Below are 25101 nucleotides of genomic sequence, written 5' to 3' on the forward strand. Positions count from 1 at the left end.
CCTACTAGCCGGGCGTCAAGTAAGTTTTCAGGAGAGCTCGATGGCCAGAGGCAACACCCGCCAGCGCATCCAGGATGTGGCCCTGGAGCTCTTCGGCGAGCAGGGGTACGAGAAGACCTCGCTGCGCGAGATCGCGGAGCGGCTGGACGTCACCAAGGCGGCTCTCTACTACCACTTCAAAACCAAGGAAGACATCCTGGTGAGCCTCTTCCAGGATCTCACCGGGCCGATGGACGAGCTGCTGGAATGGGGGCGTACGCAGCCGCAGACCTTGGAATCGAAGATCGAGATCCTGCGGCGATACAGCGACACCCTGACCGCCGCCGCCCCCCTCTTCCGCTTCATGCAGGAGAACCAGGCCACCGTCCGCGAGCTGTCCATCGGGGAGAACTTCAAGGACCGCGTCCTGGCGATGGTCGAGCTGCTCAAGGACCCGGGCGCCCCCCTCACCGACCAGATCCGCTGCTTCACCGCGCTCTTCTCCATGCACGTGGGCATGCACGCCCTCAAGGACCTCGAAGGCGACCCCGAGGAGAGGCGCAAGGCCATCCTCGAGGTCGCCATCGATCTGGTGACGCAGGCCCACGGCGGGGGCGGGTCCGTCAGACCTTGACGCCCGCGGTGCGCAGGAAGGAGACCGGGTTCACGGCCGAGCCGTAGTTCGGGGTCGTGCGGATCTCGAAGTGCAGGTGCGGGCCACTGGTGTTGCCGGTGTTGCCGGAGAGGGCGATCCGCTGGTCGGTGGAGATCGTCTGCCCGATACGGACGTCGATCCGCGACAGATGCGCGTACTGGGAGTACGTGTTGTCGGCGTGCCGGATCACGATGGCGTTGCCGTACGCGGGGCCGTCGCCGCCGCCGTTCGGGCCCGCCTTGACCACGGTGCCCGTGTGCACGGCCTTGACCGGGGTCCCGACCGGCACGGCGAAGTCCTGGCCGGAGTGCTTGTGCGCCCACATCGAGCCGCCGGTACCGAAGGTGGCGCTGAGCTTGTACGTGTCCACCGGGTCCACCCACCCGGCGGCCTTCTTCGCCGCCGCCTGCTTGGCCTGCGCGGCCTGCGTGGCCGCTTTGGCCAGCACGTCGGCCTGCGCGGCGACGGACGCGGCGGCGCCGGCCCTGACCGGGGAGCCCGCCGTGTCGGCCGCGACGGCCGTCCCGCCACCCAGCAGGGCCGTCACTCCCAGGCCGGCGCCCACGGCGGCGGCGCACAGGCGCAGGACGGTCGGGCGGGGGGTGCGGGAAGCGAGGCGCTGGGACATGCGGGGACATCCTCCGGATGGACGACTGGGGGCAGGAACAGGCCCGGCACACGAGCGGCGCACCGGGCTGCATACCTTGGTAACCCGCACCCCCGTTACCGCTCAAACCGCCCATCTACTACCGAAAGCCGTATCGATCAGCGCGGGAATGCGGCCGGGGCAGCGGCCATCGCCTGCTACCGGCCCTAGTAGGGCTCCCGGGGCCTGTGCGGCTTGTCACCGCGGGGCACTGCCCGAAGTGACCCGCGTCCCTCCCTTCCGGGACCGAAGGCGCGCGGCGCACGGCGCGGCCCCTGGGCGCCTACGCGGCTCAGGCCTCCCTGACCCGAGTGAAGATCAGCGAGAACGCCGTCCTGGAGGACCTGTCGTTCCTCGCGGGCCCGCATCCGCTCACCGACCTGAGCGTGAACGACTGCGACCGGCTCACCGACCTGTCGGGGTTGCGGGACAAACCGTTGACCGGGCTCTGGGCCCGTGGAGCAGCCCGGAGAGCGCGGAGGAGTGGGCCGAGGTGGCCCGTATACCCGGCCTGCGCACCCTCCAGGTGACGGGGGCGTCACTGGCCATGGCCCCGCCCGCGCTCACCCTCCCGTCGGTGTTCCAGCTCGTTCTGGCCGACCATGTGCCACCAGGCGCCCTCACCCGGCTCGCGGACCTCTTTCCGCGCCTGCACGTCCTGAGTCTCTGGGCGGCCCAGCAGCAGTACGACCTGCGCCGGGTCGTGGTCCCGCCGACACTCGTCCATGTCGACTTCCTCGCCATGCGGCCCGTGCTCGGCATGGAACGGCTGCCCGAGGGCGTCCAGGTGTTCGTGGGCGGGAAGCCCCTGCCCTGAGCGGCCATGCCGGTCGGACCGCATGACACCGTGAACGCCACGCACGAAAAGGGGCTGCCCCGGCCCGTACGGACGACATCGCGTCCGTACAGCCGGGGCAGCCCCTTGGGACGAGCCCCTGGAGGCTACGCCTCCTTGCTCAGGTTCGGGCCGGCGCCGCCTGCCGCCTGCTCGATCGGCGGGACGTCGGGCAGCGCCGACTTCTCCTCGCCGCGGAAGGTGAAGCTCTTCGCCTCGCCCTCGCCCTCGGTGTCGACGACCACGATGTGACCGGGGCGCAGCTCACCGAAGAGGATCTTCTCGGAGAGGATGTCCTCGATCTCGCGCTGGATCGTCCGGCGCAGCGGCCGGGCGCCCATGATCGGGTCGTAGCCCTTCTTGGCCAGCAGCGACTTCGCGTCCGCGCTGAGCTCGATGCCCATGTCGCGGTCCTTCAGACGCTCGTCCACCTTGGCGACCATGAGGTCGACGATCTGGATGATGTCTTCCTCGGTGAGCTGGTGGAAGACCACCGTGTCGTCGACACGGTTGAGGAACTCGGGGCGGAAGTGCTGCTTCAGCTCCTCGTTGACCTTGGCCTTCATCCGCTCGTAGCCGGTCTTCACATCTCCCTGGGCCGCGAAGCCCAGGTTGAAGCCCTTGGAGATGTCCCGGGTGCCGAGGTTCGTGGTCATGATGATGACCGTGTTCTTGAAGTCGACGACCCGGCCCTGGGAGTCGGTCAGACGACCGTCTTCCAGGATCTGGAGCAGGGAATTGAAGATGTCCGGGTGGGCCTTTTCGACCTCGTCGAAGAGGACGACGGAGAAGGGCTTGCGGCGGACCTTCTCGGTCAGCTGGCCGCCCTCTTCGTAACCCACGTATCCGGGCGGGGAGCCGAAGAGACGCGAGACCGTGTGCTTCTCGCTGAACTCCGACATGTCGAGGGAGATCAGCGCGTCCTCGTCACCGAAGAGGAATTCGGCGAGCGTCTTGGAGAGCTCGGTCTTACCGACACCGGACGGACCGGCGAAGATGAACGAGCCACCGGGGCGCTTGGGGTCCTTCAGGCCCGCACGGGTGCGCCGGATCGCCTGGGAGAGCGCCTTGATGGCGTCCTTCTGGCCGATGACGCGCTTGTGCAGCTCGTCCTCCATGCGCAGCAGACGGGAGGACTCCTCCTCCGTCAGCTTGAAGACGGGAATGCCGGTCGCGGTCGCGAGGACCTCGGCGATGAGCTCGCCGTCGACCTCGGCGACGACGTCCATGTCGCCGGCCTTCCACTCCTTCTCGCGCTTGGCCTTCGCGGCGAGCAGCTGCTTCTCCTTGTCGCGGAGAGAGGCCGCCTTCTCGAAGTCCTGGGAGTCGATGGCCGACTCCTTGTCGCGGCGCACGCCCGCGATCTTCTCGTCGAACTCGCGGAGGTCCGGCGGCGCGGTCATCCGGCGGATGCGCATCCGGGAACCGGCCTCGTCGATCAGGTCGATCGCCTTGTCCGGCAGGAAGCGGTCCGAGATGTACCGGTCGGCCAGGGTGGCGGCCTGGACCAGCGCCTCGTCCGTGATGGACACGCGGTGGTGCGCCTCGTACCGGTCGCGCAGACCCTTGAGGATCTCGATGGTGTGCGGCAGCGACGGCTCGGCGACCTGGATGGGCTGGAAGCGGCGCTCGAGGGCGGCGTCCTTCTCCAGGTGCTTGCGGTACTCGTCGAGCGTGGTGGCACCGATGGTCTGGAGCTCACCGCGGGCCAGCATCGGCTTCAGGATCGAGGCGGCGTCGATGGCGCCCTCGGCGGCGCCGGCACCCACGAGGGTGTGGAGCTCGTCGATGAACAGGATGATGTCGCCGCGGGTGCGGATCTCCTTGAGGACCTTCTTCAGGCGCTCCTCGAAGTCACCGCGGTAGCGCGAGCCGGCGACCAGCGCGCCCAGGTCCAGGGTGTAGAGGTGCTTGTCCTTGAGGGTCTCGGGCACCTCGCCCTTGACGATGGCCTGCGCCAGGCCCTCGACGACGGCGGTCTTGCCGACGCCGGGCTCGCCGATGAGCACCGGGTTGTTCTTGGTACGGCGGGACAGCACCTGCATGACCCGCTCGATCTCCTTCTCGCGCCCGATGACCGGGTCGAGCTTGGACTCACGAGCGGCCTGGGTGAGGTTCCGGCCGAACTGGTCGAGGACGAGGGAGGTCGAAGGCGTGCCCTCGGCCGGGCCGCCCGCGGTGGCGGCTTCCTTGCCCTGGTAGCCGGAGAGCAGCTGGATGACCTGCTGCCGCACCCGGTTGAGATCGGCGCCCAGCTTCACGAGGACCTGGGCGGCGACGCCCTCGCCCTCGCGGATCAGGCCGAGCAGGATGTGCTCGGTGCCGATGTAGTTGTGGCCGAGCTGGAGGGCCTCGCGGAGCGACAGCTCCAGGACCTTCTTGGCACGCGGGGTGAAGGGGATGTGACCGGACGGGGCCTGCTGGCCCTGACCGATGATCTCCTCCACCTGCTGACGGACCGCCTCAAGAGAAATCCCGAGGCTCTCCAGGGCCTTAGCGGCGACACCCTCACCCTCGTGGATCAGGCCCAGGAGAATGTGCTCGGTGCCGATGTAGTTGTGGTTGAGCATCCGGGCTTCTTCCTGAGCCAGGACGACAACCCGCCGCGCGCGGTCGGTGAACCTCTCGAACATCGTTAATCGCTCCTCAGAGCGGTCGGGCAGTAAGGGGTCGGTCCCCTCCCTGTCCTTCCGCATGCTAGTCCCGTGGGACGGGACAGCTCATTCCAACTGCCGACATCCGACCCGATCACCCCCGCCCAGGCGGGGAAAGTTGCTGCCGAACAGTCGACAACTGCTCCAACTCGATGGTGCGAGACGATGTTCCCGCAGGCCAAGCAGATACCCCTGTCTCCACTACGCCGATGGCGAACGCGAGACGGCCCGGCGGGCTCCACGCCCCTCCCCACTAGGAATGTCTTACCCGCAGGGACTGACAGTCCATGCGGCGCGCCCCGATTCCCTCAGCTACGGGCGAACACACTTGCGCCGCCGAACGCTTCCGTACGCCCCCGTCACCGCTACGGAACGCAACCGTCCGGAAACTCCGCGTAACTCCGGGCCGTTTCAGGAGTTGCTCCGGTCATGGCCCTCACCGTGCCCTCCCCCGCGCTTCCGGCCCCGCCCCGGCAGGTGCCCCCGCCGCGCACCCCGCCGGGGCTCCCGCTCGCCCAGTGGTACGAGCGCGAACTCGGCTGGGCCGTCGTGGCGGGCCCGCCGGTGCGACTCCTGACGGGGCTGCGCTTCGACGTGCTGGACCTCCCGGCGCCCGCGGGTGCCGCCCTGCTGGGGCGGTTCGCACGGACCGGCCCGGTCGCCCTGACGGGACGGCGGATGCGGTTCCTGGTGGCCGCCGGCAGCGCCGAGGAACTGCCCGGGCTGCTCGACTGGCTGGAGTGGGGCGGGGTCGGCCTCGATCTGTCGGCCATCGGCGCCGACGGCCGGATCACCGCTCCCCCGCCGCCCGGCCGGAGCGTCCCGCCCGCTCGGGACGGCTCGCGGGAGACCGCCGTGTGGCTGCGGCCTCCCGAGCCGGGGTGCGAGGTCGAAGCGACCCTTCCGGCGTTCACCGGATTCGCCGGACCGAAAGGCGGCGGGGGCCCAGGGGACACCCCCGACCTCGTCCGGCTGGTGGACGCGGCGGCGACGGAGTGCCACCGGGCCCGCCTGTTCCCCACGCGGCCGGTGACCGGCTCCGCGCTCGCCCCGTACCGGGCCGAGGCGAAGAGTCCGGGTGACGCGGGAACATCGGGCTGCGCGGGAACTCAGCCGTTCGCCTTCTCGTAGGCCTCGCGAATGTCGGCCGGGACGCGTCCGCGGTCGTTCACGTTGTAGCCCTGCTCCTTGGCCCACTTGCGGATCTGGGCGGTGTCCTGGCCCGCCGGAGCGGCACCGCGGGCCTTGCCCCGGCCGCCGGCGGCACGGCCGCCGGTGCGCCGTCCGCTCTTGGTGTACGGGTCGAGCAGACCCCGGAGCTTGTCCGCGTTGGCGGTGGTGAGGTCGATCTCGTAGGTCTTGCCGTCAAGCGCGAACGTCACGGTCTCGTCCGCCTCGCCGCCGTCGAGGTCATCGACAAGAAGGACCTGAACCTTCTGTGCCACCGGATTTCCTTTCATCGAAAATGCAGTACGCGGAAAGGAAACCGCTTTTGCCTGGAAAACACAAACCCCCGGCAGAGGTTCAGGGAGCATGCACAGCGGGAAACGTACGCGATTCGGACATAGGGTTCTGCCGGGTTCCGCCGGTTCCCGCGATCACAGGTGCAGAAGCATCCGGCTGTTGCCCAAGGTGTTCGGCTTCACTCGTTCGAGACCCAGGAACTCGGCGACACCCTCGTCATACGAGCGCAACAGCTCGCTGTAGACATCTGTGTCGACCGGAGTCTCGCCGATCTCGGTGAAGCCGTGCTTCGCGAAGAACTCCACTTCGAAGGTCAGGCAGAAAACCTTGCGGACGCCGAGCCAGCGGGCGGTCCCGAGCAGCTTGTCGAGTACCAGATGCCCCACTCCGGCGCCCTTGAACTCGCGGTCCACGGCGAGAGTGCGCACTTCGGCCAGGTCTTCCCACATCACGTGCAGTGCGCCGCAGCCGACCACCCGGGCATCCGAGTCGCGTTCCGCGACCCAGAACTCCTGGATGTCCTCGTAAAGCGTCACGGTCGCTTTGTCGAGCAGGATGCCCGCGCCGACGTAGGCGTCGAGAAGGCGGCGGACCGCCGGGACATCGCTGGTCCTGGCCCGGCGGACGGTGACGGCATTTGCGGGGGCATAAGACATGACCGGACGCTATCGCCCCGGACCGTCTCCGGTCCCATCGGGTTCCGCGGCTTGTACGCCCTCTCGCGGGCCGTGTTCCGGGCCGCGTTCCCGGCGGCGTTCGCGCCCGTCTTCCGGGCCGTCTTCCGGGCCGCCTTCCGCGTCCTCTTCCCGGTCCCGGGGCAGATCTGCCGGTTCCGCCGGATCGGCCGGATCCGGGGAGTCCTCGGGCGGTCCGACCATCCGTACGGCATCGCGCAGCGACTCGCGCTGCTCGGGCGACATCATGCCGAAGAAGGCGACCAGTGCGGCGGCGGGGTTGTCGCTCTGCGACCACGCTTCGTTCATCAGTGCGGCGGCGTAGGCGGCGCGGGTGGAGACCGCGGTATATCGATAGGCACGGCCGTCGACTTCCCGGCGCACCCAGCCCTTCTGATGGAGATTGTCCATTACGGTCATCACGGTCGTGTACGCGATGGACCGTTCCTGCTGAAGGTCTTCCAGGACTTCCCGGACGGTCACCGGACGGTTCCACTGCCAGACACGCGTCATGACGGCGTCTTCCAGCTCTCCCAATTGGCGAGGCACATCTGCACCATAGTGGGAGATGTCCCGAATGGCTGGTTATTTACGGTGGTGAACAGCAAAAAGGGCGCGCGCCCCCGATAAGGGGTCGCGCGCCCTTGACGCGGTGAAGCGCGCCGTACTTCGTGGGGCGGTGCCGTCGGGCCGGACCGGCGCCGCCGCTGTCAGACCTGGCCGGTGGTCGGCCGCTGCCGGGCCGCCTCGGCGCGGGCGAGCGCGGCGTCCACGGCCGCGTCCTCCTTGCCCTTGTTGGGGCCGCCCTGGCTCTTGACGATCGTCACGATGAGCCCGATGAAGAAGACGGCCATCACCACGGGGGGAACGAGCGCGGAAACGTAGTCCATGGCGTCCAGAGTAGCTACCCGGCGGCGCGGGCGGCGGGCGGGGGCAGCGGCTTGCGGCGCGGCGGGAACACCTCACCCGGCGTCGGGATGGGCCGCTCGGGGCGCGGCGGCTTGGGCTGCGGCCGTACGGGCTCCGACTGGGGGGCGGGCCGGGGCTTGGGGTCCGCGTCGGCGGCCCGGCCGCCGGGCAGGGCGAGGAGCCGGGTGCGGGGTCCGGGGGTCACTGCGGCGAGCCGTGCCCGTACGGAGTGCTCGGCGAGCCGGCGGCACCGTTCGAGCAGCGCCGCCGCCACCGGCAGGGCGCGCAGTGCGCGCAGCGCGGCGAGGTCGTCCGGCGCGGGGTCGTATCCGGCCGCCAGGGCGTCCTGGAGCAGCTCCAGATAGCCGGGGGCGGAGCCGGGCAGGGCGGTGCGGTAGCGGGCGAGATCGGCCAGCAGAAAGGCGCGCAGCCGGTTCGCCTCGCGTACGGCCTCGTCCACGGAGCCGGCTAGCCGCAGGCAGTCCTGGACGTCCGTGTCGGCGAGGGGGGCGGGGTGGAGGGCGACGGCGAGGGCGCGTCGGAGCACACGCAGCTCGTCTGCGCTGAACGCCATTCCGCCGCGGGATCCGTAAGGCGTGGGCATGAACCGACAATACTTCGGAAAGGGACAAAATCCGTTTAATGGGGGTTTGTGGGCGAGTTGTCTTTTCCCCGCCCCGCCCCGTCCCTTCCCGAAGCCGTCCCCGGCGGGGCGGGCTACATGCGTGCGATGTTGCGTTCGTACACCAGTCGCAACCCGATCAACGTCAGCCACGGCTCATGCTCGTCGATCACGTGCGCCTCCCCCAGCACCATCGGCGCCAGCCCCCCCGTCGCGATCACCGTCACGTCGGCGGGGTCCCCGCCGGGCCCCACCAGCTCGCGGGCCATCCGGGTCACGACCCCGTCGACCTGCCCGGCGAACCCGTACACGATCCCCGCCTGCATCGCCTCGACCGTGTTCTTGCCGATCACCGCCCGCGGCCGGGCCAGTTCGATCTTGCGGAGCTGTGCGCCCTTGACGCCGAGCGCCTCGACGGAGATCTCGATACCGGGCGCGATCACCCCGCCCGCGTACTCCCCGCGCGCGCTGACCGCGTCGAACGTCGTCGCGGTGCCGAAGTCGACGACGATCGCCGGGCCCCCGTACAGCTCGACCGCCGCGACCGCGTTGATGATGCGGTCCGCGCCGACCTCCTTGGGGTTGTCCATCAGGATCGGCACCCCGGTCTTGATGCCGGGCTCGACCAGGACCGCCGGGACGTCGCCGTAGTACCGGCGGGTCACCTCGCGCAGCTCGTGCAGCACCGACGGCACCGTCGAGCAGATCGCGATGCCCTCGATGTTGTCGCCCAGCTCCGCCCCGAGCAACGGGTGCATACCCATGAGGCCGTTGAGCAGGACCGCCATCTCGTCGGCGGTGCGCCGGGGATCGGTGGAGATGCGCCAGTGCTCGACGACCTCCTCGCCGTCGAACAGGCCGAGGACCGTGTGCGTGTTGCCTACGTCGATCGTCAGCAGCATCGGTTACTCCGCCTCGCGCAGATCGAGGCCGATGTCGAGGATCGGGGAGGAGTGGGTGAGCGCGCCGACGGCCAGGTAGTCGACGCCGGTCGCCGCGTACGCCGCCGCGTTCTGAAGCGTGAGGCGGCCGGAGGACTCCAGGAAGGCGCGTCCGGCGACGAGTTCGACGGCCCGGGCGGTCTCCTGCGGGGTGAAGTTGTCCAGCAGGATCAGGTCCGCGCCCGCCTCCAGGACCTCCCCGACCTGGTCGAGCGTGTCGACCTCGACCTCGATCGGCACCTCCGGGAACATCTCCCGTACGGCCTTGAACGCCTGGGCGACGCCGCCCGCGGCCACCACGTGGTTGTCCTTGACCAGCGCCGCGTCGGACAGCGACATCCGGTGGTTGACGCCGCCGCCGCAGCGCACCGCGTACTTCTCCAGGGCGCGCAGCCCCGGCGTCGTCTTGCGGGTGTCGCGCACCTTCGCGCGCGTGCCCTCCAGGGCGTCCGCCCACGCGCGCGTGGCGGTGGCGATGCCGGACAGGCGGCACAGGATGTTCAGCGCGCTGCGCTCACCGGTGAGCAGGTCGCGGGTGCGCGTGGTGACGCTCAGCAGCTTCTGGCCCGCCTCGACCCGGTCGCCGTCCGCGACGTGCCGCTCGACCTCGAACTCCTCGGTGCACACGATCGACAGGATCGCCTCGGCGACCCGCAGGCCCGCGACCGTACCGGCCTCGCGCGCGGTGAAGTCGCCGGTGGCGACGGCGTCCTCGGGGACGGTCGCCGCGGTCGTCACGTCCACGCCGCCGTCCAGGTCCTCCTCGATGGCGACGTGCGCGATGTCCTCGACCTGGACGGGGTCCAGGCCCGACTCGGCCAGCAGCGCGGCCAGCGAGGGGTCCAGGCCGCACTCGTACACGTCCTCGTCGCCGCAGCCGCAGTCGTCGCCGCAGCCGCCTCCGCTCGCGGGGACGCCGATCTGGATCAGCGGTACGTCCACCGGCTCGGGACGGTGTTCGTCGGGGGTGCTCACGGTTACGGCTCCCTGGGGGCGTCGGCGACTGTCGGGGGGAAGTCTGCGGAATCGGTACGGCGGACGTCGAGCGTACGGTCCGGGGTCACCCGGACGACGAGGTGGCGGCGCCAGTCCGCGTCGTCCCGGTCGGGCCGGTCCTCGCGCCAGTGGCAGCCGCGGGTCTCCTCGCGGGCTGCCGCCGCCGCGACCAGTACGCGCGCGACCAGCAGCAGGTTGGTGGTCTCCCACGCCTCCACACCGGGCTCGGCGGCCTTGCGGGCGTCGGGCCCGTCGGCGTCGGAGCGGATGGTCTCCAGGCGGGCTGCGGCCTCGGCGAGGCTGTCGGCGGAGCGCAGCACGCCCGCGCCGCTGGTCATGATCCGCTGGATCTGGATACGGGCCTCGGGGGCGAGCAGCGGGCAGACGGGCGCGTCCTCCCCGGCCTCGGCGCCCCGGGCGGCGCTGTCCACGCGCGCGGGGCCGCCGACCGCGATGTCGGCGGCGATGCGCTCGGCGAACACCAGGCCTTCGAGGAGGGAGTTGGAGGCGAGCCGGTTGGCGCCGTGGACGCCGGTGCAGGCGACCTCTCCGCACGCGTAGAGCCCCGGGACCGTGGTGCGGCCGTGCAGGTCGGTACGGACGCCTCCGGAGGCGTAGTGGGCGGCCGGGGCGACCGGGACCGGCTCGGTGACCGGGTCGATGCCGTGGGCGCGGCAGGCGGCGAGGATGGTGGGGAAGCGCTGCTCCCACATCCGGGCGCCGAAGTGCCGCGCGTCCAGGTACATGTGCTCGGTGCCCTGGTCCAGCATCCGGCGGGTGATGGCCTTGGCGACGATGTCGCGCGGGGCCAGCTCGGCCAGCTCGTGCTGCCCCAGCATGAAGCGGGTGCCCGAGGCGTCGACGAGGTGGGCGCCCTCTCCCCGGACCGCCTCGGAGACCAGCGGCTGCTGGCCCTCGGAGTCGGCGCCGAGGAAGAGCACGGTCGGGTGGAACTGGACGAACTCAAGGTCGGAGATCTCGGCGCCGGCCCGCAGCGCCAGGGCGACGCCGTCGCCGGTGGAGACCGCCGGGTTGGTGGTGGCGGAGAAGACCTGGCCCATGCCGCCAGTGGCGAGCACCACGGCGGGGGCGTGGACGGCTCCCACGCCGTCGTGCTGGCCCTCGCCCATGACGTGCAGGGTGATGCCCGCGGTGCGGCCCTCCTCGTCGCGCAGGAGGTCCAGGACGAGCGCGTTCTCGATGGTGCGCACGGCGCGCTCGCGGACGGCCCCGACCAGCGCGCGCGAGATCTCCGCGCCCGTGGCGTCGCCGCCCGCGTGGGCGATGCGGCGGCGGTGGTGGCCGCCCTCGCGGGTCAGCGAGATGGCGCCGGAGTCGTCGGTGTCGAAGTGGGCGCCGGTGGCGATCAGCCGACGCACCGCGTCCGGGCCCTCGGTGACCAGGGTGCGCACCGCGGCCTCGTCGCACAGGCCCGCGCCCGCCACCAGCGTGTCGTCCAGGTGCTGTTCGGGGGTGTCGCCCTCGCCGAGGGCCGCCGCGATGCCGCCCTGCGCCCAGCGCGTCGAGCCGTCGTCCAGCCGCGCCTTGGTCACCACCACGGTGGCGAGCCCGGCGGCGGTGCAGCGCAGGGCCGCGGTGAGGCCCGCCACGCCCGAGCCGACGACCACGACGTCCGCGTCGATGGCCCAGCCCGGCGCGGGCGCGTCCAGCCGTATACCGGTCCGGGCCGGATCGGCGGTGGTCCTGGTCATACGGGGGCTCCGAAGTTCAGCGGGATGTTGTCGATCAGGCGGGTGGTGCCGACGCGCGCGGCGACCGCGAGGACCGCCTCACCGGTGAAGCCGTCGCCGGCCTCGTCGAACGTCGACGGGTCGACCAGCGCCAGGTAGTCCAGGGCCAGCGGCGGATCGGCCTTCGCGGCCTCGTCCAGGACGCTCTGGGCGGCGGCGCGCACCACGGCGGGGGACGGACCTGCCGCCTCCACCGCGTACGCGTCGGCGGCGGCGCGGGCCTCGCCGAGCCGGGACAGCGCCAGGGAGCGCCCGGAGGAGGCGTGGGTGGCGGCGGCGCGCGCGTGGAGCGCGTGCTCGGCCGTCAGCCGGTCGCGGGCCGCGAACAGCGCGCGCGAGAGCGCGAGCGCGGTGGTGCGGTCCTGCGGCGAGAGGTAGCGGTTGCGGCTGGAGAGGGCGAGCCCGTCGGCCTCGCGCACGGTGGGCACGCCGGCGATCTCCACGGGGAAGTTCAGGTCCCGGGCCATGCGCCGGATCAGCGCCAGCTGCTGGGCGTCCTTCTGCCCGAACAGCGCGAGGTCGGGGGCGGTGAGGTGGAGCAGCTTGGCGACGACGGTGAGCATGCCGTCGAAGTGGCCCGGGCGGGAGGCGCCTTCGAGGCGCTCACCCATGGGGCCCGCGGTGACGCGCACCTGCGGCTCGCCGCCGGGGTAGACCTCGTCCACGGAGGGCGCGAACACGGCGTCGGCGCCGGACCGCCCGGCCAGTTCGATGTCGGCGTCCAGGGTGCGCGGGTAGCGGTCGAGGTCCTCGCCCGCGCCGAACTGCAGCGGGTTCACGAAGACGGTGACGACGACCTGGCCGCCGGGGCCGACGCTCTCGCGCGCGGTGCGCACCAGCGTGGCGTGCCCCTCGTGCAGGGCGCCCATGGTCATGACGACGGCACGGCGGCCGGTGCGCTCCAGGGCGGCCAGCTCGGCGGCGGTGCGGACCAGAAGGGTCATCGGTTCTCTCCGTCCGCGAGCACGCCCAGCAGGTCCTCGGCGAGCTCGGGCTTCAGCAGGCCGTGGGCGAGCGCCCGGTCGGCGGTCGTACGGGCCATGGCGAGGTATCCGGCGACGGCGCCGGGGGCGTGCTCGCGCAGCTCGGCGATGTGCGCCGCGACCGTGCCCGCGTCGCCGCGCGCGACGGGGCCGGTCAGGGCCGCGTCGCCGGAGCGCAGCGCGTTGTCGAGGGCGGCGCCCAGGAGCGGGCCGAGCATCCGGTCGGGGGCGCCGACACCGGCCAGGCCCAGCAGCTCCATGGACTGGGCCACCAGGGTGACGAGGTGGTTGGCGCCGAGGGCGAGGGCCGCGTGGTAGAGCGGACGGTTCTGCTCCTCGATCCACTCCGGCTCGCCGCCCATCTCGATGACCAGGGCCTCCGCGGCGAGCCGCAGCTCCTCGGGCGCGGTGACGCCGAACGAGCAGCCGGCCAGGCGCTGGACGTCGACGCCGGTCCCGGTGAACGTCATCGCGGGGTGCAGGGCCAGTGGCAGCGCCCCCGCGCGCGTGGCGGGCGCCAGCACGGCCGTCCCGTACCGCCCGGAGGTGTGCACGAGGAGCTGGCCGGGGCGGACGGCGCCGGTCTCGGCGAGCCCCTCCACCAGGCCCGGCAGGGCGTCGTCGGGGACGGTGAGCAGGACCAGGTCGGCGGCGGCCAGCACCTCGGCGGGCGGCACCAGCGGCACGTCCGGCAGCAGGGCGGCGGCGCGGCGCACCGAGGCGTCGGACACGCCGGAGACGGCCACCGGGCGGTGCCCGGCGAGCTTCAGCGAGGCGGCGAGGGCGGGGCCGACCCGGCCGGCACCGACGACGCCGACGGTGAGGCGGGCTGGGCGGGTCTCTGGTTGTGCGTTCACGCGGTGGGGGCCTTCCGTTCCAGTCCGCGAGGGGTACCGGACGATTTCCCCGTCATGCTACGCCCAGGTTTCCGCCGACCCCGTGACTGTCCACAGGCTGTGGGTGATGATCGGACCATGGAAGATCAGCAAGGTCTGGAAGATCTGGCAGAGGGGCACGGGCGGGGCGGGGACGCTCCGGGCGGGAACGGTCCGCGGGGCGACGGGGCCGGGCAGGACGCGCGCCGCCGCAGGATCGCGGCGTGGCGCGCCTCGGAGCGCACCCTGTGCCGGATGCCGGGCGAGTTCAGCATGGGTGAGCGGCTGACGGCCCTCGCCGCCGACGCGCGCGCGGTCTACGACACCACCGAGATGCCGGACTTCTACGGGGACGGCCCGGTCGCCGAGCTGGAGCGGCGCACCGCCGGCCTGCTGGGCTTCCCGGCGGCGGCCTTCTTCCCGACGGGCACCATGGCCCAGCAGGCCGCGCTGCGCGCCTGGGCGGGGCGCACCGGCAACGCGACGGTGGCGCTGCACCCCCTCGCCCACCCCGAGGTGCACGAGCGGCGTGCCTTCGGCACGGTCAGCGGTCTGCGCACGGTCCACCCCACGACGGCGCCCCGGCTGCCCACGGCGGAGGAGATCCGGGACTTCGAGGAGCCGTTCGGCACGCTGATGCTGGAACTGCCGCTGCGTGACGCCGGGTTCGTCCTGCCCACCTGGCAGGAGCTGACCGATGTGGTCGAGGCGGCCCGGGAGCGGGATGCGGTGGTGCACTTCGACGGCGCGCGGCTGTGGGAGTGCGCCGTGCACTTCGAGCGTCCGCTGGAGGAGATCGCGCGTCTCGCGGACAGCGTCTACGTGTCGTACTACAAGACCCTGGAGGGCCTGTCGGGCGCCGCCCTCGTCGGACCGGAGTCCTTGGTCGACGAGGCCCGCACCTGGCGCCACCGGTACGGGGGCCAGCTCTTCCAGCAGTATCCGGCGGCCCTGTCGGCGCTGGTCGGCCTCGACCGGGTGCTGCCGAAGCTCCCCGCGTACGTGGCCCACGCGCGCGTGGTGGCGCAGGGGCTGGCGGACGGCTTCGGCAAGGCGGGCGTGCCGTGGTTCCGGATCAACCCCGGGGTGCCGCACACCCATCAGTTCCAGGTGTGGCTTCCGTACGAGGCGGACGCTTTGGACGACGCCGGGCTCGGCCAGTCCGAGGAGACGGGTGTGACGCTCTTCCGCCGCTGGTTCCCCGCGCCCGCCGGCCCGCCCGGGGTCGCGTACACCGAACTGACGGTGACCGAGCCGGCCCTTTCGTGGTCGGCGGAGGACGTACGGGACGCGGCGGCGGAGTTCGTACGGAGGCTGGCCCAGGGGGCGGACTAGGCGGCCGGGGCCGCTCAGCGGCAGGCGGGGGTGCGGGGGCGGGGGGAGGGCAGGAGGCGGGCCAGGGCGGCGCGCAGGCGGCCGTGGGCCAGGTGGCCGGCGAGGACCGCTTCGAAGCGCCGGTAGTCCCGCAGTTCGCGCAGGGTGCGGATGTCGTGCGTGCCCGGCAGCGGGGGCGGCGACTGGTGGAGACGGGCGGCGCGGTAGGTGTCGAGCATGTGCTGCTGAATGGCGTCCATGCATCCAGGCTGCGCCGGTCGCGGCCGTCCGTCGCGCCGATTGACCAGGGGCGTCAAATGACGGGGGCGCTGTCGGTGGCCCGGTGCACCATGGGCCCATGAGCGTGTGCATCGACGTCACCGGGCTGCCCCCGGAGCGGATCACTTTCGGGCCCTCTCCGCTCGCGGAGCTGGGCGCCGCCCTGCACGCGCTCTCCGAGCCCGCGCACCACACCCGGCTGCACGGCTGGACCACCACCACGGCGGCGGGACTGAAACCGGAGCTGGCCGACCGGCTGCACGAGGCGGACTTCCTGTGGCGGTCCACCCGCTCGGACATCCTGCTGCCCTCGCGCCCCCGCGAGACGCTGGCCGAGGAGCTGGACGACCTCGACCGGATGGACGACGAGAAGTACGTGTCGGCGGCGCTGGAGATCTCCTGCGCGAGCCTCTACGACACGGGGGCGCCCTCGCCGCTGGTCGACGCCCGGATGCGGGAGCGCGCCCTGGACCTGGCCGCCGCGCGCGGACCGCGCCGGGCCGCCTTCGTGAAGCGGATGCTGGTCGACCCGCCGGGGGCGCGCGCGTGGATACGCAGACTCTTCGAGGAGTGCGACGCCGCGTTCTTCGCCGAGACCTGGCAGCGGGTGCGGGTGCAGCTCGCCGCCGACTCCCGGCACAAGACGGAGCTCCTGCGCCGCAAGGGCCTGGCGGAGGCGGTCGCGGCTGTCTCCCCCGCAGTCGTGCTGGAGGAGGACGGCCAGGGCAGCCGGATCGTCGTGGACAAGCTGACCCACGGGCGTACGAGCGCGGTGGGCACGGGGCTGACGTTCATCCCCACCGCCTTCGGCCGGCCGCATCTGTTCGCGCTGCACGCGCCGGGGTGGCAGCCGGTCGTCCAGTACCCGGTGCCGACCGGGGAGCTGGACGGGGCGGCGCCGGTCGGGGGCGTGGTCAAGGCACGGCTGGCGGCCGTCGCGCATCCGATGCGGATGCGGTTGTGCCGCAGCCTGGCGCGGGGGGCGTACACGACCGGCGAGCTGGCGGACGCGTACGGGATCAGCGCGCCGGAGGTGTCGCGCCATCTCGCGGTGATGAAGAAGGCGGGGCTGCTCACCACGCAGCGGCGGGGGCGGTACGTGTTGCATCAGCTGGATGTCGCGGTTGTCGCCCGGTTGGGCAGTGACTTTTTGGAGGGGGTGCTGCGCTGAGGGAGGTGGGGTGCGGGTGCGGTGCGGGTTGTGCTTTGTCTGCGGGCCGTCTGTGGCCGGTCGCGCAGTTCCCCGCGCCCCTAGGGGCTGCCGCATCACGCCGGGTGCCCGCGCCCCCAGTGGTTGCCGCCTCGCATGAGGGCCCCGCGCCCCTGGTAAGCGCCCCGGTCACCCCACTCGCAGCAGCAGCTTCCCCGTGGAGGTGCGGCTCTCCATCAGGCGGTGGGCCTCCGCCGCCTGCGCCAGCGGGAATTCCGCGGTGACCGGGAGCCTCACGCTTCCGTCCGACGCCAGGGCGAAGGCGCGTGCCGCCAGTTCGCGCAGGGCGGCCGGGGCGGCCGACGCCAGGCCCAGGATCGAGAAGCCGGCGACCGAGCGGGCGCCGGGGTAGAGCTCGGGCTGCCCGACCCGCCAGGGCCCCTCACCGCCCGCGTTGCCGTACGAGACGAGCCGCCCGTACAGCGCCAGCGCGTCCAGGCCCCGGCGCAGGGACTCGCCGCCGACCGGGTCGAGGACCAGATCCACGCCCCGGCCCCCGGTCGCCCGGCGCGCGTCCTCGGCGAAGGACTCGGTGAGGAACACGTCGTCGTACCCGTGCTCGCGCGCGTACGCGGCCTTCGCCCGGCTGGAGACCACTCCGTAGACGGCGCCCGCGCCCGCGAGGCGGGCGATCTGGCCGACGGCCGTGCCGACGCCGCCCGCCGCGCCCTGGACCAGGACGGTCTCGCCGGCCCGCAGCCGCCCCACCTCGTGGATGAGCGCGTGCGCGGTCGGCAGGACGGTGGGGAGCGTGGCGGCGGCGCGCAGGCCGACGCCCTCGGGGACGGGGAAGACGGTGGCGGCCGGGACGACCGCGACCTCCGCGTAACCGCCGTTCTCGGACATCGCGGCGACCTCCTGCCCGACCGCGAGCCCCACGACGCCCTCGCCCAGCTCCCGTACGCGCCCGGAGACCTCCAGGCCCGGCACGAACGGCAGGGACGTGACCCGGTAGCCGTCCGAACGGGCCTTCACCTCGGCGAAGTTGACCCCGGCCCAGACGACGTCGACGGCGACCTCACCGGGGCCGGGCCGGGGCGCCTCCGTCTCCACCGGCCGCAGTACTTCCGGACCACCCAGCTCGCTGACCTGAATCGCACGCATGACGCGGGGCCCCCTCGACACCTAAAGTGTTCAATGAAAGTCGAACACCCAGGAGTGTACGACCATTGCCGAACACTGGGCAAGGGCGGACCGCCGTGCCCGGCCCCGGAAGGAAGGACTCCGATGAACCATCGCGCGGCACCCGAACACACCCACCCCGACAAGGTCCCCCTGATCACGGCCCTGGACGCGCTCGGCGACCCGGTCCGCCTCCAGCTCGTGCGCGAGCTGGCCGGGTCGAAGGAGTGGACGCGCAGTTGCGGCTCCTTCGACGTACCGGTGCGCAAGGCGGCGCTGAGCCACCACTTCTCGGTGCTGCGCGCGGCCGGGCTGGTCGAGCAGCGCGACGACGGCGCCAAGCGGATCAACCGGCTGCGCCGCGAGGAGTTCGACCAGCGCTTCCCGGGCCTGCTCGACCTGGTCCTGAGCGTCGACTGAGGACGGGCGGGCCAGCCGGCGGTTCAGAGCCCGCCGGCCCGCACCAGCCCCGACTCGTACGCGAGGACGACCACCTGGACCCGGTCCCGCAGCCCCAGCTTCGTCAGGATCCGGCCGACATGGGTCTTCACGGTGGCCTCCGAGAGGACCAGCCGCGCCGCGATCTCGCCATTCGAGAGGCCCTGCGCGACCAGCAGCATGACCTCGCGCTCGCGCTCGGTCAGCCGGTCCATGGCACCGCCGGGACCCCGCTCCTTGCCGGTCGACGGCAGCATCGGGGCGAACCGGTCGAGCAGGCGCCGGGTGGTGGAGGGCGCCACGACCGCGTCGCCGCTGTGCACCGAGCGGATGGCGCCGAGGAGTTCGGCCGGGGGCACGTCCTTCAGCATGAACCCGCTGGCGCCCGCCTTGAGGCCGGAGAACGCGTACTCGTCGAGGTCGAAGGTGGTCAGGATCAGCACCTTGGGCGGCGTCGGGGCCGAGCAGATCCGGCGCGTCGCCTCCACCCCGTCCAGGCGCGGCATGCGCACGTCCATCAGCACCACGTCCACGGCGGTCGCGCGGAGGATCTCGATCGCCTCCGCGCCGTCGCCCGCCTCCGCGACGACCTCCATGTCCGGCTGGGCGGCGAGCACCATCCGGAAGCCGGTGCGCAGCAGCACCTGGTCGTCGACGAGCATCACGCGGATCGTCATCGGGTCCCTCTCCATCACGACGTACGGGGATTTCGGCGTACGGCACCCCTCGGGCGTACGCAAACTACGTGGCGGGCTTCAGCGGCAGCAGGGCGCTGATACGGAAGCCGCCGCCCGGCCGCGGGCCCGCGTCCAGGGTGCCTCCCACCATGCCGACGCGCTCGCGCATTCCGATCAGACCGTGCCCCTGGCCGTCCGCGCCGCCGTCCTCGTACACCTCGTGCGCCGCCCCCCGTCCGTCGTCCTCGACCAGCAGGCCGAGGCCGTCGTCGAAGTAGACCAGGCGGACGCTGGCGCCCGCCTCCGGGCCGCCGTGCTTGCGCGTGTTGGTCAGCGCCTCCTGCACGATCCGGTACGCCGTGAGCTCGACGCCGCTGGGCAGCGGACGCGGGGTGCCCTCGATCTTGAAGTCCACGGTGAGCCCGGCGGTGCGCACCTGCTCGACCAGCTCCTCGATCTGCTCGACATCGGGCTGCGGCACGTACTCCCCCGCCTCCCGGTGCTCGCCCGTGCGCAGTACGCCCAGCAGGCGGCGCATCTCCGCGAGCGCCTGGCGGCCGGTCATCGAGATGGTCTCCAGGGCGATCTTCGCCTGGTCGGGCGCGCTGTCCATCACATACGCGGCGCCGTCCGCCTGGACCACCATCACCGAGACGTTGTGGGCGACGACGTCGTGCAGCTCGCGGGCGATCCGGGCGCGCTCGGCGGCGACCGCGACCTTGGCCTGCGCCTCGCGCTCCTTCTCCAGACGGGCGGCGCGCTCCTCCAGCTGGGCGAAGTACGCCCGGCGGGTACGCATCGAGTCGCCCAGGACCCAGGCGAGCAGGAACGGGACCGTCATCACGACGGCGAAGAAGATGATCTGGCCCGGGCCGGAGCCGCCGTCGCCGCCGTCGTTGTAGTCGGGCCAGCGCAGCATCGCGATCACGGCCGCGAGCAGCGAGCCCGCCAGGGCGAGCCGTGAGGCCCAGCGCTCGCCGACGGCGGCGGCGGTGTAGATCAGGACCAGCATGGCGAAGTCCGACACGTTCGGACTGACGTCCAGGACCAGCTGTGCCACGCCCAGCACGGTCGCCAGCACCAGCGTCTTCTCGGGAGCGCGCCGGCGCAGCGCCACGGCGGCGCTCAGACCGACGGCGATGAGCAGGGCCGCCGCGGTCGAGCCGTGGCCGACCCCGCTGGACACGAACGACATGCCGGAGATCCCGAGGAGGAAGACGGCCCAGAGGGTGTCGACCGCGGTGGGGTGTCTGCGGATGAAGTCGTAGAGGCGTTGCACGTAACCCAGCGTAGGGATGCCGGATCGGTGCAAGGGTCAACCGGAGGGTCGATCCGGGTGACCGGGGCGTACTCCCCAAGGTGGAGGGCGCCTAGCCTTCTGCTGTGAACCACGAGGCGGGCGACGGCGGCGGTGGCGGGCGGGACGGCGGGGCGGCGGACGAGCGGTCCGGTCGGTCCGGGGCCGGCGCACCCGGCTGGTCCGGCTGGCGGGCGGCGACCGAGCGGGCCCTGTACGGCCCCGACGGCTTCTATCTGCGCCCCGAGGGCCCCGCGGGTCACTTCCGTACCTCCGTCCACGCCTCACCGCTCTTCGCCGGCGCCGTGGCCCGCCTCCTTGAGGAGGTGGCCGGGGAATTGGCCGGCGAGCCCGGGGGCGGCGAGGTGGCGTTCGTCGACATGGCGGCGGGGCGCGGGGAGCTCGTCAGCGGGGTACTGGCGGCGCTGCCCGCCGGATTCCCCGTACGGGCGTACGCCGTGGAGCGCGCGGCGCGTCCGCCGGGGCTCGACGGGCGGATCACCTGGCTCCCGGAGCCGCCGGCCGGCGTCCGGGGCCTGCTGTTCGCCAACGAGTGGCTGGACAACGTGCCGGTGGACGTGGCCGAGGCCGACGCCGACGGTGTCCCGCGCGAGGTCCTGGTCCGCCCCGACGGCACCGAGCGCCTCGGCGCGCCCGTCTCCGGCGCGGACGCGCGCTGGCTGGAGCGGTGGTGGCCGCTGCGGGAGCCCGGGGAGCGGGCGGAGGTGGGGCGTCCGCGGGACGAGGCGTGGGCGGCGGCGGTGTCGACGCTGGCGGAGGGGCTGGCGGTGGCGGTGGACTACGGGCATGTGGCGTCCGCTCGCCCGCGGTACGGCTCCCTGACGGGGTTCCGGGGCGGCCGGGAGGTCGCCCCGGTGCCCGACGGCACGTGCGACATCACGGCGCATGTGGCCGTGGACGCCTGCGCGGGTCCCCGGGCGGAACTCGTCTCCCAACGCGAGGCGCTCACGTCCCTGGGCGTCTCGGGCGAGCGCCCGCCGCTGTCCCTGGCGACGACGGACCCGGCGTCCTACGTCAGGGCGCTGGCACGGGCGGGGGAGGCGGCGGAGCTGGTGGGGAGGGGTGGGCTGGGGGACTTCTGGTGGGTGCGGGACTGGGTGGGCGGCCGGTCGCGCAGTTCCCCGCGCCCCTGATCTGCCCGGGCTTCGTCTGCGGACCGTGGGCGGCCGGTCGCGCAGTTCCCCGCGCCCCTGCTGAGGCCGAATGCCGGGTGCGGACCGGCCCCGGTTGCTCGCGCAGTTCCCCGCGCCCCTTGAAGGCACCTCCGGGCGCGGCCGGTCTTGTGCCTGCGGGTGGGTGGCCGGTCCGCCTCGCCCCGGAGGGTTTCGGGGAGGGGTGGGGTGGGGTGGGGGGAATCCGTCCCGGGCGGGGATACTGTCGCCCATGACGGAGACCACGGTCGGCATCGGCGGCGCGGCGGAGAGCACCGACATGGTGCTCAACATCGGCCCCCAGCACCCCTCCACCCACGGCGTGCTCCGCCTCCGCCTCGTCCTCGACGGCGAGCGCATCCAGCACGCCGAACCGGTAGTCGGCTATATGCACCGGGGCGCCGAGAAGCTCTTCGAGGCGCGCGACTACCGGCAGATCGTCATGCTCGCCAACCGCCACGACTGGCTCTCCGCGTTCTCCAACGAGCTCGGTGTCGTCATGGCCGTGGAGCGCATGCTCGGCATGGAGGTCCCCGAGCGCGCCGTCTGGACCCGTACCCTCCTCGCCGAGCTGAACCGCGCCCTCAACCACCTGATGTTCCTGGGCTCGTACCCCCTCGAACTGGGCGGAATCACCCCGATCTTCCACGCCTTCCGCGAGCGCGAGGAGCTCCAGCACGTGATGGAGGAGGTCTCCGGCGGGCGTATGCACTACATGTTCAACCGCGTCGGCGGCCTCAAGGAGGACCTCCCGCTCGGCTGGCTCGGCCGCGCCCGGGACGCCGTCGCCGCCGCCACCACGCGGATGGACGTGTACGACCGGCTCGTCCTCGGCAACGAGATCTTCCGGGGCCGTACCCGCGGCGTCGGCGTGCTGTCCCAGGAGGCGGTGCACGCGTACGGCGTCAGCGGCCCCATCGCCCGCGGCTCCGGCGTCGACTTCGACCTGCGCCGCGACGAGCCCTACCTCGCGTACGGCGAACTCCAGGACACCCTGCGGGTCGTCACCCGCACCGAGGGCGACTGCCTGGCCCGCTTCGAGGTACTGCTCGACCAGACCCACAACGCCCTGGAGCTGGCCGCCGCCTGCCTCGACCGGCTCGCCGAGCTGCCGCCCGGGCCGATCAACCAGCGCCTGCCGAAGGTCTTGAAGGCCCCGGAGGGCCACACCTACGCCTGGACCGAGAACCCGCTGGGCATCAACGGGTACTACCTCGTCAGCAAGGGCGAGAAGACCCCGTACCGGCTCAAGCTCCGCTCGGCCTCGTACAACAACATCCAGGCCCTCACCGAACTCCTCCCCGGAACCCTGGTCGCCGACATGGTCGCCATCCTCGGCTCGCTCTTCTTCGTCGTCGGCGACATCGACAAGTAGGCGCACGGGAACGGGGAAACGGGGAAGGGGCCCGGCGCGTCGGCGCCGGGCCCCTTCGTGACGTTCTTTCGGTCGTCCCGCCGGTGGCGTTACGAGATCGCCGTCCGCAGCCCCACCACGTCCAGCTGCTCGGTCTCGTCGTGCGCCGTCAGGTCGATGACCTTGCCCACCACCCGCTCGGGGCCGGTGTGCGGTCGCTCGGCCAGGACCTCCTCGCCGACCACGTCGGCCAGGTCCTCCTCCGCGGCGGCCTCTATCGCGGCCTCGACGGCCTCCTTCTCGGCGGCCGTGCCGAAGAAGTCGAAGCTGCCCTCGGGCCGTACGGCGGGACGGGCGACGTAGGGAACCACCGCCGCCGCGACCGGCTTGGGCGCGGCCGGCAGCGCGGGAAGGGCGGCGGACGACGGACGGGCGTGCTCGCCGTTCCCGTCGGCCGCCGCGCGCTTCCCCTGCGGCTCCTGTGCCTCCTGCGGCTCCCGCGGGCCCGGTGCCTCGTTGCCCTCGGGCTGCCGGGCGGACGGGCGCGCCGCGGCCCGTGCTTCCTGGGCCCGCCGTGCGTACGGCAGGTTCTCCAGGGCCCGGGAGGCAGCGGCGTAGGCGGCGGGCGTGGGCGTACTGGCCGAGGCGGGCAGTGCCTTGGGGGCGCCGGCCTCCAGGGCGAGCTTGCGGCGGCCCTCCAGGGCGCTGGCGCGCTCGGTCTCCGCCGTCGCGTAACGCCGCAGCAGGGCCGCGTGTTCGCCGCGGAGCCCGGCCAGCTCCATGCGCTTGGCACGGAGCTTGGCGTCCAGACGGCCGCGCAGCTCGCGCGACTCCTCCAGCTCCGCCTCCAGTTCGGCGATCCGCTCCTCGGTACGCCACTGGTCGGCGGCGCGCGAGCGGGTCAGTTCGGCGACCCGGCGCCCGGCGGCCCGGTCCCAGCCGCGCATCAGCACGGAGCCGGTGACGGCCGCCACCGCGGCGGCGGCGGCCAGGCCACGCAGGGCCATGGGCTGATCGAACAGCCAGGCGCCACCGGCGCAGAAGACCGCGGCGCCGGCGACGGCCGACGGAGGGAGGAGCCTGTGCAGAGGAGGGGAATGGCGGTGGCGTCCACGTGGCATGGCCTGAAATTTACCGTGCGTAGACGCCCAATGGAGCCCCAGCCCGCCAATCTTCCGAATCTTCTCCCAACCGCGCCCTTTCGTTACTTCTGGAGCAGTCCCTTCGACTGGAGATAGTCCTTGGCGACATCGGCCGGCTTGGCCCGCTCGGCGTCCACCTTGCGGTTCAGATCGACGAGATCACTGGTCGTCAGCGCCTTGGTGAGCTTCGCGAGCGCGTCGGCTATCTCCTGGCCGCCCGCTTCCTTGGCATTGACCACGGGAAGGACGTTGTCCGCGTTCTGGAGCTTCTTGTCGTCGTCGAGGAACACCAGACCGTACTGGTCCAGGGTGGCGTCGGTCGTGGTGGTGAGCACCAGTTGGTCGACGCCGTCCTTGACGGCCTGCTTGGACTGCGGGGTCCCGACGCCCTTGGGGTCGACGCCGCCGACCTCGATGCCGTACTTCGCCTTCAGGCCCGGCGCGCAGAAGGGACGGACGGAGCACTCGTCACCGGCCGCGATCTTGACCTTGACCTTCGCCTTTCCCAGATCGGAAAGCGACTTGAGGCTGTTCTTGGTGGCGAATTCCTTGGTCACCGCGAACGCGTTCTGGTCGACCGCCGCGCCTGCCGGGAGCACCTTCAGACCGCGCGGGGTGGCGAGCTTGGTGAGCTCGGCGACCGTCGCCGCGGTGTCGCTGGAGGCGAGCGGCTTGTCCTTCGCCTTCTCGCCGTTCACCTTCGCGTTGAGGAATTCAGTAAGCGTAGCCGCGTATTCCGGAACGATGTCGATCTCGCCCTTCTCCAGGGCGGGTTCGTACAGCTCGCGGTTCTTCACCGTGGTGACCGAGGTGCTGTATCCGGCGTCGCGCAGGATCTGGGCGTAGAGCTCGGCGAGGACGGCGGACTCGGTGAAGCCGGCCGCGCCGATGGTGAGCGAGCCCTTCTTGCCGCCCCCGCCACTGCTCGCCCCGCCGCTCCCCTTGTCCTTGTCCTTCTCCAGGCTGTCGCCGCCGCACGCGGCCAGCGAGCCGGCCAGCGCCAGCGTGCCCAGCACCGCACCGGCCGTGCGCAGGATCTTGCTCATGAACGTTCACCATCCGAGAGTTCGTAGGTCCGACGTGTTCCGGGTCCGGCGGGGCCGGGGGCCGGG

Annotated in this window: 26 protein-coding genes; 8 read left to right on the forward strand and 18 right to left on the reverse strand. The window is 72.3% G+C overall.

Annotation, left to right across the window (positions count from 1 at the left end):
• Nucleotides 1–40 precede the first annotated feature (40 nt).
• Nucleotides 41–613, forward strand: coding sequence for a TetR/AcrR family transcriptional regulator (locus ACZ5ID_RS26590; RefSeq protein ID WP_468902713.1), 573 nt, complete (start codon nt 41–43; stop codon nt 611–613).
• Here the strand turns inward: ACZ5ID_RS26590 and ACZ5ID_RS26595 are convergent.
• On the reverse strand, nt 603–1262 hold the full coding sequence (locus ACZ5ID_RS26595; protein ID WP_468902715.1) for a M23 family metallopeptidase: 660 nt from the start codon (nt 1260–1262) through the stop codon (nt 603–605). The genes ACZ5ID_RS26590 and ACZ5ID_RS26595 overlap by 11 nt on opposite strands.
• Before the next feature lie 511 nt (nt 1263–1773).
• On the opposite strand from ACZ5ID_RS26595, the gene ACZ5ID_RS26600 reads away from it, so the two are divergent.
• Nucleotides 1774–2097 carry a hypothetical protein gene (locus ACZ5ID_RS26600; RefSeq protein ID WP_468902718.1) on the forward strand — a complete coding sequence of 108 codons (324 nt, stop codon included), beginning with the start codon at nt 1774–1776 and terminating at the stop codon, nt 2095–2097.
• Between the two features lie 125 nt (nt 2098–2222).
• Here the strand turns inward: ACZ5ID_RS26600 and ACZ5ID_RS26605 are convergent, their stop codons facing one another.
• Nucleotides 2223–4748, reverse strand: a complete 2526-nt coding sequence (locus ACZ5ID_RS26605; RefSeq protein WP_358832511.1) for an ATP-dependent Clp protease ATP-binding subunit — start codon at nt 4746–4748, stop codon at nt 2223–2225.
• 450 nt (nt 4749–5198) lie between these two features.
• Between ACZ5ID_RS26605 and ACZ5ID_RS26610 the strand changes: the two genes are divergently transcribed.
• Complete coding sequence (locus ACZ5ID_RS26610; RefSeq protein ID WP_468902721.1) at nt 5199–5900, forward strand: SCO3374 family protein; 702 nt, start codon at nt 5199–5201, stop codon at nt 5898–5900.
• Here the strand turns inward: ACZ5ID_RS26610 and ACZ5ID_RS26615 are convergent.
• From ACZ5ID_RS26615 to ACZ5ID_RS26660, 10 genes are all read right to left on the reverse strand, one after another.
• Nucleotides 5879–6214: a histone-like nucleoid-structuring protein Lsr2 gene (locus ACZ5ID_RS26615; RefSeq protein WP_358832509.1), complete on the reverse strand. Its 336-nt coding sequence runs from the start codon at nt 6212–6214 to the stop codon at nt 5879–5881. The genes ACZ5ID_RS26610 and ACZ5ID_RS26615 overlap by 22 nt on opposite strands.
• Before the next feature lie 153 nt (nt 6215–6367).
• Nucleotides 6368–6889 carry an amino-acid N-acetyltransferase gene (locus ACZ5ID_RS26620; RefSeq protein ID WP_406557022.1) on the reverse strand — a complete coding sequence of 174 codons (522 nt, stop codon included), beginning with the start codon at nt 6887–6889 and terminating at the stop codon, nt 6368–6370.
• A 9-nt stretch (nt 6890–6898) separates the two neighbouring features.
• The gene (locus ACZ5ID_RS26625; RefSeq protein WP_468902726.1) at nt 6899–7420 is read right to left on the reverse strand and encodes a BlaI/MecI/CopY family transcriptional regulator; all 522 of its coding nucleotides are present in this window, start codon (nt 7418–7420) and stop codon (nt 6899–6901) included.
• A gap of 197 nt (nt 7421–7617) precedes the next feature.
• Nucleotides 7618–7797: a hypothetical protein gene (locus tag ACZ5ID_RS26630; RefSeq protein ID WP_468902729.1), complete on the reverse strand. Its 180-nt coding sequence runs from the start codon at nt 7795–7797 to the stop codon at nt 7618–7620.
• 14 nt (nt 7798–7811) lie between these two features.
• A complete protein-coding gene (locus tag ACZ5ID_RS26635; RefSeq protein WP_468902731.1) occupies nt 7812–8390 on the reverse strand; it encodes a hypothetical protein in 579 nt (192 codons plus the stop codon).
• Nucleotides 8391–8533: 143 nt separating this feature from the next.
• A complete protein-coding gene (locus ACZ5ID_RS26640) occupies nt 8534–9340 on the reverse strand; it encodes a type III pantothenate kinase (protein WP_406555530.1) in 807 nt (268 codons plus the stop codon).
• A gap of 3 nt (nt 9341–9343) precedes the next feature.
• Entirely contained in the window at nt 9344–10354 is a 1011-nt protein-coding gene (gene nadC, locus ACZ5ID_RS26645; protein WP_468902734.1) for a carboxylating nicotinate-nucleotide diphosphorylase, read from the reverse strand.
• A 2-nt stretch (nt 10355–10356) separates the two neighbouring features.
• On the reverse strand, nt 10357–12087 hold the full coding sequence (locus tag ACZ5ID_RS26650; RefSeq protein WP_468902736.1) for an L-aspartate oxidase: 1731 nt from the start codon (nt 12085–12087) through the stop codon (nt 10357–10359).
• Nucleotides 12084–13070, reverse strand: coding sequence for a pantoate--beta-alanine ligase (panC, locus tag ACZ5ID_RS26655; protein ID WP_468902739.1), 987 nt, complete (start codon nt 13068–13070; stop codon nt 12084–12086). The genes ACZ5ID_RS26650 and panC overlap by 4 nt, the downstream gene beginning before the upstream one ends.
• Complete coding sequence (locus ACZ5ID_RS26660; protein WP_406555526.1) at nt 13067–13966, reverse strand: Rossmann-like and DUF2520 domain-containing protein; 900 nt, start codon at nt 13964–13966, stop codon at nt 13067–13069. Before ACZ5ID_RS26660 ends, panC begins: the two co-directional genes overlap by 4 nt.
• A gap of 117 nt (nt 13967–14083) precedes the next feature.
• On the opposite strand from ACZ5ID_RS26660, the gene ACZ5ID_RS26665 reads away from it, so the two are divergent.
• On the forward strand, nt 14084–15319 hold the full coding sequence (locus tag ACZ5ID_RS26665) for a threonine aldolase family protein (RefSeq protein WP_468902742.1): 1236 nt from the start codon (nt 14084–14086) through the stop codon (nt 15317–15319).
• Between the two features lie 14 nt (nt 15320–15333).
• On the opposite strand, the gene ACZ5ID_RS26670 is transcribed toward ACZ5ID_RS26665, so the two are convergent.
• Complete coding sequence (locus ACZ5ID_RS26670; RefSeq protein ID WP_468902745.1) at nt 15334–15558, reverse strand: hypothetical protein; 225 nt, start codon at nt 15556–15558, stop codon at nt 15334–15336.
• 98 nt (nt 15559–15656) lie between these two features.
• Between ACZ5ID_RS26670 and ACZ5ID_RS26675 the strand changes: the two genes are divergently transcribed.
• Nucleotides 15657–16748 carry a DUF5937 family protein gene (locus ACZ5ID_RS26675; protein WP_468902747.1) on the forward strand — a complete coding sequence of 364 codons (1092 nt, stop codon included), beginning with the start codon at nt 15657–15659 and terminating at the stop codon, nt 16746–16748.
• Nucleotides 16749–16916: 168 nt separating this feature from the next.
• Here the strand turns inward: ACZ5ID_RS26675 and ACZ5ID_RS26680 are convergent, their stop codons facing one another.
• Nucleotides 16917–17891 (reverse strand): quinone oxidoreductase family protein, encoded by a 975-nt coding sequence (locus tag ACZ5ID_RS26680; RefSeq protein ID WP_468902750.1) that lies wholly within the window; start codon nt 17889–17891, stop codon nt 16917–16919.
• 123 nt (nt 17892–18014) lie between these two features.
• Between ACZ5ID_RS26680 and ACZ5ID_RS26685 the strand changes: the two genes are divergently transcribed.
• Nucleotides 18015–18329, forward strand: a complete 315-nt coding sequence (locus tag ACZ5ID_RS26685; protein ID WP_406556808.1) for an ArsR/SmtB family transcription factor — start codon at nt 18015–18017, stop codon at nt 18327–18329.
• A gap of 23 nt (nt 18330–18352) precedes the next feature.
• Here the strand turns inward: ACZ5ID_RS26685 and ACZ5ID_RS26690 are convergent, their stop codons facing one another.
• Entirely contained in the window at nt 18353–19024 is a 672-nt protein-coding gene (locus ACZ5ID_RS26690) for a response regulator transcription factor (RefSeq protein WP_468902754.1), read from the reverse strand.
• Between the two features lie 64 nt (nt 19025–19088).
• Nucleotides 19089–20303 carry a sensor histidine kinase gene (locus tag ACZ5ID_RS26695; protein WP_468902756.1) on the reverse strand — a complete coding sequence of 405 codons (1215 nt, stop codon included), beginning with the start codon at nt 20301–20303 and terminating at the stop codon, nt 19089–19091.
• 104 nt (nt 20304–20407) lie between these two features.
• On the opposite strand from ACZ5ID_RS26695, the gene ACZ5ID_RS26700 reads away from it, so the two are divergent.
• Both ACZ5ID_RS26700 and ACZ5ID_RS26705 read left to right on the forward strand, forming a co-directional pair.
• On the forward strand, nt 20408–21475 hold the full coding sequence (locus tag ACZ5ID_RS26700; protein WP_468902759.1) for an SAM-dependent methyltransferase: 1068 nt from the start codon (nt 20408–20410) through the stop codon (nt 21473–21475).
• A gap of 250 nt (nt 21476–21725) precedes the next feature.
• Nucleotides 21726–22868, forward strand: coding sequence for an NADH-quinone oxidoreductase subunit D (locus ACZ5ID_RS26705; RefSeq protein ID WP_468902762.1), 1143 nt, complete (start codon nt 21726–21728; stop codon nt 22866–22868).
• Between the two features lie 89 nt (nt 22869–22957).
• On the opposite strand, the gene ACZ5ID_RS26710 is transcribed toward ACZ5ID_RS26705, so the two are convergent.
• On the reverse strand, nt 22958–23968 hold the full coding sequence (locus tag ACZ5ID_RS26710; protein WP_468902765.1) for a hypothetical protein: 1011 nt from the start codon (nt 23966–23968) through the stop codon (nt 22958–22960).
• Between the two features lie 83 nt (nt 23969–24051).
• Nucleotides 24052–25035, reverse strand: a complete 984-nt coding sequence (locus tag ACZ5ID_RS26715; protein WP_468902767.1) for an ABC transporter substrate-binding protein — start codon at nt 25033–25035, stop codon at nt 24052–24054.
• Nucleotides 25036–25101: the final 66 nt, after the last annotated feature.

The sequence above is a fragment of the Streptomyces sp. NPDC031670 genome (assembly GCF_055580545.1).